Annotated in this window: 9 protein-coding genes; 5 read left to right on the top strand and 4 right to left on the bottom strand. The window is 70.1% G+C overall.

The features are described from left to right. The first annotated feature begins 95 nt into the window (after positions 1 to 95). Positions 96 to 1,481 (top strand): tetratricopeptide repeat protein, encoded by a 1,386-nt coding sequence (locus QMK30_RS12810; RefSeq protein WP_283517739.1) that lies wholly within the window; start codon positions 96 to 98, stop codon positions 1,479 to 1,481. Continuing rightward, complete coding sequence (locus tag QMK30_RS12815) at positions 1,478 to 3,283, top strand: urease accessory protein UreH domain-containing protein (protein WP_283517740.1); 1,806 nt, start codon at positions 1,478 to 1,480, stop codon at positions 3,281 to 3,283. Before QMK30_RS12810 ends, QMK30_RS12815 begins: the two co-directional genes overlap by 4 nt. A 56-nt stretch (positions 3,284 to 3,339) precedes the next feature. Here the strand turns inward: QMK30_RS12815 and QMK30_RS12820 are convergent, their stop codons facing one another. Then, positions 3,340 to 4,668 (bottom strand): S1 family peptidase, encoded by a 1,329-nt coding sequence (locus tag QMK30_RS12820; RefSeq protein ID WP_283517742.1) that lies wholly within the window; start codon positions 4,666 to 4,668, stop codon positions 3,340 to 3,342. Positions 4,669 to 5,096: 428 nt separating this feature from the next. On the opposite strand from QMK30_RS12820, the gene QMK30_RS12825 reads away from it, so the two are divergent. Both QMK30_RS12825 and QMK30_RS12830 read left to right on the top strand, forming a co-directional pair. Then, a complete protein-coding gene (locus tag QMK30_RS12825; protein ID WP_283517766.1) occupies positions 5,097 to 6,287 on the top strand; it encodes a PP2C family protein-serine/threonine phosphatase in 1,191 nt (396 codons plus the stop codon). 133 nt (positions 6,288 to 6,420) lie between these two features. Next, entirely contained in the window at positions 6,421 to 6,936 is a 516-nt protein-coding gene (locus QMK30_RS12830; RefSeq protein WP_283517743.1) for a MarR family winged helix-turn-helix transcriptional regulator, read from the top strand. Positions 6,937 to 7,172: 236 nt separating this feature from the next. Here QMK30_RS12830 and QMK30_RS12835 read toward each other — a convergent pair whose 3' ends face one another. The 3 genes from QMK30_RS12835 to QMK30_RS12845 form a co-directional block, all read right to left on the bottom strand. Continuing rightward, positions 7,173 to 7,649, bottom strand: a complete 477-nt coding sequence (locus QMK30_RS12835; RefSeq protein WP_283517745.1) for a MarR family winged helix-turn-helix transcriptional regulator — start codon at positions 7,647 to 7,649, stop codon at positions 7,173 to 7,175. A gap of 143 nt (positions 7,650 to 7,792) precedes the next feature. Beyond that, a complete protein-coding gene (locus tag QMK30_RS12840) occupies positions 7,793 to 8,632 on the bottom strand; it encodes a SigB/SigF/SigG family RNA polymerase sigma factor (protein WP_283517767.1) in 840 nt (279 codons plus the stop codon). Between the two features lie 451 nt (positions 8,633 to 9,083). Beyond that, positions 9,084 to 9,704, bottom strand: a complete 621-nt coding sequence (locus QMK30_RS12845) for an L-threonylcarbamoyladenylate synthase (RefSeq protein ID WP_283517747.1) — start codon at positions 9,702 to 9,704, stop codon at positions 9,084 to 9,086. A 1,014-nt stretch (positions 9,705 to 10,718) separates the two neighbouring features. Between QMK30_RS12845 and QMK30_RS12850 the strand changes: the two genes are divergently transcribed. Then, on the top strand, positions 10,719 to 11,267 hold the full coding sequence (locus QMK30_RS12850; protein WP_283517749.1) for a nitrobindin family protein: 549 nt from the start codon (positions 10,719 to 10,721) through the stop codon (positions 11,265 to 11,267). Positions 11,268 to 11,391 lie beyond the last annotated feature (124 nt).

Below are 11,391 nucleotides of genomic sequence, written 5' to 3' on the forward strand. Positions count from 1 at the left end.
GCCGGCCGTCGGATCCCTGCCGACGGCCGGCCCTGCGAGCCCCGAACCCCTGCCGGGCAGGCCACCGGCACGATCCCCGAGGAAGGCGAGAGTCGATGCTCGTACGGAAGCCGCAGATCGTGCGACGGCGTGGAGGAGGTGACGGGCCGGGGCAGTGGCGGACCGTGGCGGTCGTGGCGGTGGCTGCGGCGCTCACCGCGACATCCGTGGCCATCGGGGCGGACCGCGAGCCGGACCGCTCCGGCTCGGCCGCACCCGTCGTCGCGGTGGACGTGGCCGGCGGGCAGCTGGCCTCGGGGGATCTCGCGCACGGCATCACGACCCTGCAGAAGCACCTCAAGGCACAGCCCAAGGACGCCACGGGGTGGGCGATGCTGGGTGCGGCGTACGTCGAGCAGGCGCGGACCAGCGGAGACCCGACGCGGTACCCGCAGGCGGAGAAGGCGTTCGGACACTCGCTGAAGCTGCGCCCCGTCGACGAGAACGACGCCGCGCTCGCCGGGCGCGCGGCACTGACCGCCGCCCGGCACGACTTCAAGGCGGCGCTCGGCCATGCCGACCGGGCGCTGCGGGTGAACCCGTACAGCGAGCGGGCGCTGTCCAGCCGCGTCGACGCCCTCGTCGAACTCGGCCGCTACGAAGAGGCGTTGCGCGCGGTACGGCTCGCCGACCGGCGGCGCCCCGGCATCCCGGTCTCCACACGGTACGCGTACGTGCTGGAGCTGCGCGGCGACGCGAAGGGGGCCCGTCGGGTGCTGCTGCGTGCGCTGGACTCCGCGTTCAGCCCCGCCGATGTCGCCTACGTCGCCACCTCGCTCGGTCAACTGGCATGGAATCAGGGCCAGTACGGGCGGGCGCTGGAGCACTTCGTGAAAGCCCTGCGCGCCGATCCGAGTCACGTGCCGGCGCTGGAGGGGCGCGGGCGCACGTACGCCGCACAAGGTGAGACGAAACGTGCGCTGAGTGATCTCGAAGAGGTCGTACGGCGCTACCCGCTGCCGGGCCAGCTCGCCGCCCTAGGTGAACTGCACGAGGCCGGCGGGCAGCGTGAGAAGGCTGCGGAACAGTACGAACTCATCGGCGCCTGGACCCGGTTGGCCCGCGCCAACGGCGTCGCGACCGACCTGGAGTCGGCTCTCGTCGAGGCCGACCACGGCGACGCCGCCCAGGCATTGAAGTCGGCACGCTCCGAATGGTCCCGGCGCAGGAGCGTCCACACCGCGGACGCGCTCGCCTGGGCGCTCCACGCGAACGGCAAGCACCGCGAGGCACTCACGTATGCGAAGAAGGCGACGGCGCCGAAGCCCGGTTTTCGCAGCGCGTCCTTCCTTTTCCACCGGGGCATGATCGAGCGCGCTCTCGACGACGACAAGGCCGCGCGCCGTGACCTGGGCGCCGCACTCGCGCTGAACCCGGGTTTCTCACCCACCGGGGCCCGCGAAGCCAAGGCCGCGCTGTCCGGGATCCGGAGGACCTCATGAATCGCCGTACCGCCGCTTCGGCCGTCGCGACGCTCGCCGCCGGAGCTGCCCTCGCGTTGCTCCCCGCCCAGGCCGCGCAGGCGCACCCCCTGGGCAACTTCACCGTCAACCAGTACGACGGCCTGGTCGTCGCTCCGGGGAGGCTGGACGTGGACCATGTGGAAGATCTGGCGGAGATTCCGGCCGCGCAGCAAAGGAAGCGCATCGACGCGGACGGGAACGACCGGCTGGCACCGGCCGAGCTGTCGGCATGGGCCCGGACCCGGTGCGACGGGGCGGCTCGGGACGCCCGGGTCGAGGCCGGGGGCGGAAGGGCGGTACCCCTGTCGGTGGGGGAGTCGAGAGCGCAGGCATTTCCCGGGCAGGCCGGGTTGCAGACACTGCGTGTCACCTGCGAGCTGACGGCGCCGCTCCCGCGTGACGAGGAGACACGGCTCTCCTACCGCCCGGCGGACGCCGCGACCGGACCGGGGTGGCGGGAGATCACCGCGCGCGGCGACCGGATGACACTCTTGGCGTCGGACGTACCCGGGAAGTCGGTCTCCCGGCGGCTGACGGCGTACCCCGGCGATCTGCTCTCCTCGCCGCCCGAGCTTCGCTCGGCGGGGTTCACGGCCCGGGGCGGCGGCCCGGCGCTCGCCGGGGGCGAGGACGAGAAAAACGGCTCACCTACGGCGGGTGTGCTGCCGCGCGGCGCGGACCGCTGGGCGCAGGCCCTGACCGCGCTGGTCGCCCGGCACGAACTGACCGTGGGCTTCGCGGCACTCGCCCTCGGAGCCTCCCTGGTACTGGGTGCCATGCACGCCCTGGCCCCCGGACACGGCAAGACCATGATGGCGGCAGCCGCCACGGCGGGCGGCCGCAGCTCGCTGCGCGACGTACTGACCTTGGGCGCCTCGGTGACGCTCACCCATACGCTGGGCGTCTTCGTCCTCGGCGCCCTGATCACCGCGGGCTCGGCGGCGGCGCCCACCGTGGTGTCGTGGCTGGGCATCGCGAGCGGCACCTTGGTGGCGGGCGCGGGGGCGATGCTGCTGCGCGGGGCGTGGCGGCGGCGCCATGACGCGCATGGCCACAGCCACGGTCACAGTCACAGTCACAGTCGCGACGCTGGGCATGGGCATGGGCACCGGCACGGCCACGAGCAGGTCCACGGCCACGGGCCGGGCCACACGCACGGCCACGGGCAGGGTCACGTACACAGTCACAACCACCCGCACGCGTCCGGGCACGCCGAGGAAGCCGGAGCCACGTACAGCGAGGAGCGGGCGCCCTCGGAGAGGCCGAAGGCCTCCAGGAGCTGGCCCGACCTGCTGCCCGTTCTCGTGGCCGCGCACTTGGGCGAGCACCGCACCGAGGGCCACGCGCCCGCGCTCACCCTCGTCCACGCAGGTGATCTCCTCCCGGAGCGACCGGCGGCCCGAACGCGGCCCGAGCCCCATCACCACAGCCACGTTCCGCCCGCCCCCGGTCTGCGCGGAGTCGTCCTCCTCGGCTTCGCGGGCGGGCTGGTCCCGAGCCCGTCCGCCGTCGTGGTCCTGGTCGGCGCCGCTGCGCTCGGGCAGGCATGGTTCGGATTCCTGCTGGTTCTGGCGTACGGCGCCGGGCTGGCCCTCACGCTCACGGGAGCCGGGTTCGCCGCGGTGCGCCTGCGGGAGAGCACCACACGCAGGCTGGCGCGGCGTCCGGGGCGCCGACTCTTCACGCTGGCACACCGGTTGACTCCGTTCGGCACGGCCGCCGTGGTCTTCGTGCTGGGATGCGGATTGCTACTCAAGGGGGCGGCGGCAACGCTGGGCTGAAACAGACGCGGGGCCCTCCTCGGAGGGCCCCGCGCACCTGTTCCCGGCGGTGGAGCTCAGCTCCAGTTCCGGGAGTAGTGCCTGCGGTAGCTCCTGCGGTCGTGTGCCGACCGGATCCAGTGGGCGGCCATCAGTACGAGGAGACTCGCGGCGATGACCAGCAGCCCCGGCGCGAGGGTCCGGCTGCTGAGGATGCCGGCAGTCAGGGTCGGCCCTTCCGAGGCACCCGGTACGGAGGCTCCGCCGGCGGCCGGTGGCGCGCTGCGGTCGACCTCGGCGGCGGTGGCGGCGCCGGTCACCCGCACCCCGAGGGCCGCGATGGCCGTGGTCGCCGGCTGGAAGTAGGTGAGACCACCGGTGTCGCAGTCGCCGTTGCCGCCCGAGGTCACGCCGAGTGCGAGCCCCTGTGAGAACAGCGGGCCGCCGCTGTCCCCCTGCTCGGCGCAGACCGTCGTCTCGATCAGCCCGGTCACCGTGCCCTCGGGGTAGTTCACCGTCGCGTTGAGCGCGGTCACCCGGCCCGAGCGCACCCCTGTGGTGCTGCCGCTGCGGAAGACCTGCTGGCCGACGACAGGATCGGCGGCCGCCGTGATCCTTACCGCCCGGCCGTCACCGATGTCCACCACGCCCCGTGCTTCGGAGGCGTCGCCGTTCTCGTACTCGACGAGGGAGAAGTCGCTGCCGGGGAACTCACCCGCGGTGGTGGTGCCGACACGGTCGGTGCCCTGCGTGTCCCGGAACCAGGTGGTGCCGAGCGAGCCGCAATGCCCGGCCGTGAGGATGAAGTTGCGTCGGCCGTCGGTGACGTTGAATCCGGCGGAGCAGCGCCCGCTGCGGGCGAAGACCGCGTCGCCGCCGCTGAGCCGGGTGGCGAACGGCTCAGCTGTCCGCTGCATGTCCACGAATCCGCCGATCCCCTCGGCAAGGCGGGACATGCGTGACCAGTCCCCGGCGGACACAGTGGTGTCGGCGCGTACCGCGATCTCGTTGGACGCGTAGTCCATCGCCCACGCGGTGCCGGGCACTCGGGGCGCGGCCCGAAGCGCGTCGGTGGCCGAACGGAGCCGGTCCATGCTGTGGCGGACGACCTTGGCGCGGGCGCCGGCCCGGTCGACCTCGGCTGCGGCGTCCGCGTCGGTCACCGCGACGACCGGGCGCCCGTCGGTGCCGATCCAACTGCCCGCGGTCCTGGACGCGCCGAGCTGTGAGACGAGACTCGCGCCCAGGTCGGCGGGCCGGTGGGCGGCTCCGGCGTCTCCCCGGGCGGTCGGCTCGCCGCTCGGACCGCCGGCCATGGCGGTCGTCGTCATCAGCCCGCCACAGAGGAGTCCGCCGACAGCTGCCAGCCGCGCGATCCTCTGGAGGCTGCGTCGTGCGTGCCTCATCCGTCACCCTCAAAGTCGATCCGACACGGCGCCGGTGGCGCGCGGGGCCCACGGAACGCGATGCCCTCCATCCATACGTGCAGCCCTGTGGCCCTGTTCACTGCCGGTACCGCACCTGGACCAGGAACGAATGCGGGCGTCGAAGTCCGGAATGCGGGTACTTGGGGGCCGATCGCCGGGCGACTAACGACCTCGGGAGCCCGCGCACTATTGCCCCCGAGGTCCTAAGGCTGCCCGCGCAGGGGCGGTGTCGGGATAGAGTAGATATTTGCCGTGCCGCAATGGTTTGCGCGGCATCTGCCGCCCTGGAGGACGCGTTCGGCTGCGCCCAGCGAGCGATCACCTCACACGCTTCCGCCTCACACGCTTCGGTCGTACGCATCGCCGTGCTGCCCTATTCCCCTTCCCCCGACCGCCTTCTCGACGAAATGGCCCTCACCATGACTGACTTCCTGGCCGTGGAGCGTGCTGTGCGCACTGCCGCACCCCATGCGCTCCTCGACACGGTGCGAGCCGCACTGATCGAGAACTACGAAGCCGTCGAGGTCAGCCTCCTGCTGGCCGACTACAGCCTCACCGTCCTGCAGCCGGTGACCGCCCTGCCGCCCACCGCGCAGCCCCTGTCCATGCAGGCCAGTCCGGAGGGGCGCGCCTTCGGCAGCCAGGAGCCGTTCGGGCAGTACGCGGTCGATGACGGCGCGGTTGATCTGCATCTGCCCGTGACCGTCCGCGGAGACAGACTCGGGATCCTGACGGTGCGCCTGCCCAAACAGAGATGCACTCCCGAGACGCTTGAGGAGCTGACCGAGCTCGCCGAGCTGCTCGGGCATGAAATCGTCGTCGCAGAGCGGGACACCGACCTGTATCTGCAGGCCAGGCGTGCCAGCCGGCTCACCCTGGCGGCGGAGATGCAGTGGCAGCTGCTGCCCGCCCGAGCCTGCACGCGCCCGGAGTACGCCATCGGGGCCCAGCTGGAGCCCGCGTACGACATTCACGGTGACAACTTCGACTGGTCCACCAATGGCGAGACCCTCGTGCTCAGCATCACCAACGGAATGGGCGAGGGGATCCAGGCGTCGCTCCTCACCAACCTGGCCGTCAACGCCCTGCGCAACGCCCGCAGGGCCAACATCGGCATCGTCGACCAGGCGGCGCTGGCCGACCAGGCGATCTATGGGCAGTACCACGGGGAGGAGTACGTCTCGACCCTGCTGTTGTCCTTCGAGCTGGCCACCGGACGCGTGCAGGTCGTCGACGCGGGGTCGCCACAGCTGTGGCTCCAGCGGGACAAGTCCGTGGGGCACGTCGGCTTCGAGGCGCAGCTTCCGCTGGGCATGTTCGAGGAGTCCACCTATGACGCCCAGGAATTCCAGGCGCTGCCCGGCGACCGGCTGATCTTCGTCAGTGACGGTGTTTACGCGGCGGTGTCCCGCGCCGGAGAGACCTACGGCGAGAAGGCGCTGGCTCGCGCCATCCAGGCAGTCAGCCTCCTGCCGGCCGCCGCGGTGCCGCGCGCCCTCCTCCAGGAGCTGGCCTCGTACCGCGACGCGGAAGCCGACGACGACGCGCTGGTCGTGTGCCTGGACTGGTCGGGGCGCACCACGGCAGACCCGAGCTGAACCCCGGTCCGAGAGGCTGCTCAACGTGGCTCCGCCGCGGATCCAAGCACGGGGAGAGCCGCCGCCCCGGGCGCAGCGGCAGGACGGCAGCCGGCGGCTGACAAACCACTCGCCCGGGTGAGAGAGTGGACCAATGCCCCGCACTCTGCACCCCGCCAACCATGAACAGCTGGCTCACGCCACATTCGCGGTGTCGGAACTCCTGCAGTTGCTGTGGAGCCGTGGCCAGGAGGCCGCACCTTCTGGGCCCGTGTCGCCTTCGCAGATGCGTGCGCTGACGATGCTCGAAGGGCAGGAGGGGGTCAACCTCCGCGCCCTGGGCGACGCGCTCGGATCGCGGCCGTCATCCGTGAGCCGCCTGTGCGACCGGCTGGAGGCGGCGGGCCTCTTGGAGCGGTATCCCAGCTCGACGAGCCGCCGTGAGGTCGAGGTACGGCTGAGCCGACGCGGACGCGCTCTCCTCGACGAATTCCGTACGTTCCGGGTGCGCGAGGTCGAAGCGGTGCTGCAGGAGATGACCCCGGCGAAACTGGCCGCACTCGCCGAGGGCCTCGAAGCCTTCCAGGCCGCTGCCTCCGCCCGTATCGGCCTTCCTGCTGAGCTTCCTGTCGAGGCGGCGGACGGCTTGCGCTCCGCAGACATCGCCTGACATACCTACTCGTACCTTCGAAGGGCCGTCGGTCAGCGCCGCTGCCACGAGCGGCACTTCCAGGCAACCCACCTAAGGGCTGTCCCGCAATCCCTGGCAGGCGCACGACGACAGCTACGGCACCTCGCCGCGTTGTCGGAACGCCCGAATACGTCCAGTATGCGAACGTCCCTCCGCCTTGCGATGCACCGCATCTGACGCCGTGCGCTGATCCACCAGGGATTACGGGACAGCCCTTAGCCACGCTCGTTGCCGGGCGGTGCGGCGGCGTGAGCGGCCCTCGAGAAGGCGAGCAATCCTGCCAGAAGATCAGCGCGTTCAGTCGGCGCCATATGCTGGAGAACGTCGCCGAAGGCCGCGTAGCGGCGTGCGAACACCGCGTCGATCAAGTCGTGGCCCGCGGGGGTAAGGACCAGCCCGATCTCCCGCCGACTGGTGCGGGCCGGTTGCCGGCGCAACAGACCGGCCGCCTCCAGCCGGTCACAGAGCCTGCTGACAGCGGGCGGGGCCGTACCGACTTGCTCGGCCAGCCCGGTGAGGTTGATGCCCGGGTTCCGGCGAGCGATCAGCAGCGCCTCCAGCTGGAGCGCCGGCAGACGTGGGGACGAGACGCGCGAGGAGTGCGTCCAGGCGGCCGCCACGGCTTCAGCAGCTTCGGCCACTGGGACGGCGAAATCGGTCAGGGGGTGGTCTGTTGGTCCCTCGCGGTCCATACGGCCGTCACTCCCATGAACTCTTGCACCCCGGGCAGGAGGCCCCCTCGAAGGGCCCGGCACTCTCGCCCTCTCGGGACTATCGCTGCCAAGGGTTGTCAATGGCTGAGGTCGCGAGCGAATCGCCGTGGGGTGCGGCCGATTCAGGCATCGGTGAGCATGCCGGTACGGAGTTTGGCCAGGACCCGCTTGAGTAGTCGGGACACCTGCATTTGGGAAATGCCGAGTGCGTCGCCGATCTGTACCTGAGTCATCTCGCTGCCGAAGCGCATCTCGACGATCTTTCGTTCCCGGTCGTCGAGGCGGTCGAGCAGTGGTGCCAGGGTGTGCAGATCTTCTGCGAATTCCATCGCGGCGTCGGGTTCGCCGAGGACATCCACCAGAGCGCGGATGTGGCGCGACTGGCCATCCTCGCCACCGTCGTTGGGCATGTCCAAGGAGCCGGCGACATACCCGTTGGAGGCGACCAGGCCCTCGATGATTTCTTCCTCGCTCAGCTCAAGATACCCGGCGAGCTCCTGGATCGTGGGCTCTCTTTCCAGGCGAACGGCGAGCTCCTCCCTGGCCCGGGTGAGCGTGGTCCGCAGTTCCTGAAGTCGCCGCGGCACGTGAACGGCCCAGCTGGTGTCACGGAAGAACCGCTTGATCTCGCCGACGACATAGGGAATGGCGAAGGTGGCGAACTCGACCTCGCGAGAGAGATCGAAGCGGTCGATGGCCTTGATGAGACCGATGGTGCCGACCTGGAGGACATCGTCCATCTCGCCGTGGCTCCAGTTTCGGAACCGGCGCGCGGCGAACTGGACCAGCGAGAGGTTCATTTCGATGAGGGTGTTCCGCACGTACTGAAACTCGGGCGTTCCCTCTTCGAGAATCCGCAGCCGGGCGAAAAACAACTTCGACATGTCCCGCGCGTCTCTCGGGGCGACCCTTCCCGCGTCCTCGATCCACGGCAAATCACCAACACGGCCCGGAGTGTCCATGGGTGTTGCGGGGGCCTTCGTGTGGGGCACGTCGCCTCCTGCGGATATCGCCGTCATGTCGTTGCCTTCTCTCCAGTATGCGGAATGCGGCCCCGTCCCGGAAGGCGGTGAGCCGTTCCGGCACCAGGGCCCCGCCGAGTCCGAGCCGCCCTGATGGGGCACGCGAAGGAGGCAATCTCCCAGCGGGCGTCGAACGGGCTGCGGAGACGACCACCGGTGCGAGTCGCTCGCGACACCCCTCAGGATCTGCAGGTACATATGCAGAGTAGCAACTGTTGCCACATAGCAACATGGGGGCGATGGGTCTGCGTGTCGGGAGTGGGCCCTCGGTGACTATATGTCGGGTGCATGTCATGCGTAGGGTGCGTCGCGACGAGGATCCCCGCCGGCAGGGTCTGCGGATGGGGTGCGGTGTGCGGAGCGGCGGCAGTGGCTGCCGCTCCTGGCGCGCCTACTCGAACCGCGTGATGTCGCCCGCTCCTCGGCGTACGATCTGGAGCTCGCCGTCGGAGAAGTCGATGACCGTGGTCGGCTCGGTGCCGCAGTCGCCCGAGTCGACCACGACGTCCACCACGTGGTCGAGCCGCTCCTTGATCTCCCAGCCCTGGGTCATGGGCTCTTCCTCGCCGGGCAGGAGCAGCGTGCTGGAGAGCAGCGGCTCACCGAGTTCGGCGAGCAGGGCCTGAGCGACGACATGATCGGGAATCCGGACGCCGACCGTCTTCTTCTTCGGGTGCAGCAGCTGGCGAGGCACCTCCTTCGTCGCGGGGAGGATGAAGGTGTAGCTGCCGGGCGTCGCTGCCTTGATCGCGCGGAACACATCGTTGTCGATGTGCACGAACTGACCCAGCTGCGCGAAATTCTGGCACACGAGGGTGAAGTGGTGACGGTCGTCGAGGTTCCGGATGGACCGGATCCGGCTGATGCCGTCACGGCTGCCCAGCTGGCATCCGAGTGCGTAACAGGAGTCCGTCGGGTACGCGACGAGCGCGCCCGACCGGATGCTGTCGGCCACACTGCTGATCGTGCGTCGCTGGGGATTTTCGGGGTGCACGTCGAAATACTTCGCCATTCGCCGAGTCTAAGTGATCAGGGCGGCCGAGCTGAGGTGGCTCAAGGGCCGGCAACGGCCGTGTGGGACGGGGAGCGAGTAGCAAGCAGGGGCCGGTGGCGATGGGCGCGCGAGGCTCCCTCGGCGGGTACCGGCCGGGTGGCCGGGCGAGCCGTTCCTCGCGGTCGTACGCCCCGGTGCCACCGGTTCTCCAGCGACGGGAGCGCATCAGGGCAATGGGATGAGTCGGCCCGTACCGGCAGCAGTGACCGACAGTGAGAGGTTCGAGCCGAAGCCGGACCTCAAGACTCCCGCCACGGGCAGGAGTTGTCCGCCGTTCCGCGAGTCGCACTCTCGAGCGGCGCCGCTCGGCGCTCCATGCCGTTGCCCAACTGGATCAGCCGGCGTCCGTCCTGTTGAACCGGTGGTCCACGATCGTGACGGCGTGCTGCGCTCGGGCCTCTCGTCTCCACGCGGGCACAGTCTCGCAGCGCTGTTCGCTCAGGTGGTTGGTTTCCGGTCATGGGGGCTTGGGTGGGGCCGGTTTTCGCCTATTACTTACGACCTCGGGGGCAATGGCGCGCGGGCTCCCGGCGTCATGCGACTCCGCCTCCGGCGTTGTCGTCGGTCGACGACGCTCCGCGTCGCCTCCCTCCTCCGCCTTGGACGCGAAGCCGCATGACGCCACTCGCTGATCCACGCTCTATTACCCCCGAGGTCGTTAGGTTGAGGACCCCGCAGTGAGACGCTGACCAGGTATTGTAAGGGTTACCTTACTTGAGCCTCCGGATGTTCCCCGCCCGGGGCACCCGCTCGGTACGCGCTGCCGGCGATCTGCGGGGGTGCGAGCGTGGAACCGGTCCGCGCCCGGACCCGGCTCAATGACGGTCGCTGTCTCGGTGGTTTGGGTGACGGCAGCCTGTGGGGTGTGGTCTCCGCAGTCACCCGCCGGCGCATCGTGCGCCGCCCGGCGTCGGCGGATCGACCCCCTAGGCTGCCCCCAGCACCGACAGCCTCGATCCAGGAGCGCGCATCATGTTCGACCCCGTCCAGAAGCACCCGTATCCCGACGCTCTTCGAGCGGACGAAGCGCCTGTGCCGCACGCACTGCTCGCACCGGTGACCGGATTCCTGGGCACCTGGGTCGGCCGGGGACGCGGCAAGTACCCGACGCTGACCGAGGAATTCACGTATGCGCAGGAGGTCACCTTCAGCCACGACGGGCGGCCCTTCCTCCACTACGAGGCGCGCGCCTGGCTGCTCGACGCCGACGGCTCCCCGCTGCGGCCGTCGGCCCGGGAGAGCGGCTGGTGGCGGGTGCAGCCCGATGGGCATGTGGAGGCACTGATCACCCAGCCCACCGGTATCGCGGAGATCTCCATCGGCCGGGCGGGCGACGGTGAGGTCGACCTCACCACCCGTCAGGTCGCTCTCACTCCCACCGCGAAGGAGGTCAACGCCACCCGACGCCGCTACACCCTGACGGATGAGGACACGATCAACTTCGTGCACGACCTCGCGGCGGTCGGTCAGCCACTGCAACACCACCTTTCCGCGCAGCTTCGACGCGAGGGCAGGAGCTAACGACCTCACCCGCGATTGACAGTGGGAGAAGGAGCGACGTCTGGGGCCTTCGAATCCAAGGCGGAGGAGGGAGTGATGGCGGAGCCATCGCGACTGACGACAACGCCGGAGGCGGAGGTCCCAG

Source organism: Streptomyces sp. H27-C3 (genome assembly GCF_030063415.1).
Lineage (GTDB): Bacteria > Actinomycetota > Actinomycetes > Streptomycetales > Streptomycetaceae > Streptomyces.

Coding starts and splice junctions, on each gene's coding strand:
- QMK30_RS12840 (WP_283517767.1), bottom strand. CDS start 8,632: ATGGACACTCCGGGCCGTGTTGGTGATTTGCCGTGGATCGAGGACGCG.
- QMK30_RS12810 (WP_283517739.1), top strand. CDS start 96: ATGCTCGTACGGAAGCCGCAGATCGTGCGACGGCGTGGAGGAGGTGAC.
- QMK30_RS12815 (WP_283517740.1), top strand. CDS start 1,478: ATGAATCGCCGTACCGCCGCTTCGGCCGTCGCGACGCTCGCCGCCGGA.
- QMK30_RS12820 (WP_283517742.1), bottom strand. CDS start 4,668: ATGAGGCACGCACGACGCAGCCTCCAGAGGATCGCGCGGCTGGCAGCT.
- QMK30_RS12825 (WP_283517766.1), top strand. CDS start 5,097: ATGGCCCTCACCATGACTGACTTCCTGGCCGTGGAGCGTGCTGTGCGC.
- QMK30_RS12850 (WP_283517749.1), top strand. CDS start 10,719: ATGTTCGACCCCGTCCAGAAGCACCCGTATCCCGACGCTCTTCGAGCG.
- QMK30_RS12845 (WP_283517747.1), bottom strand. CDS start 9,704: ATGGCGAAGTATTTCGACGTGCACCCCGAAAATCCCCAGCGACGCACG.
- QMK30_RS12835 (WP_283517745.1), bottom strand. CDS start 7,649: ATGGACCGCGAGGGACCAACAGACCACCCCCTGACCGATTTCGCCGTC.
- QMK30_RS12830 (WP_283517743.1), top strand. CDS start 6,421: ATGCCCCGCACTCTGCACCCCGCCAACCATGAACAGCTGGCTCACGCC.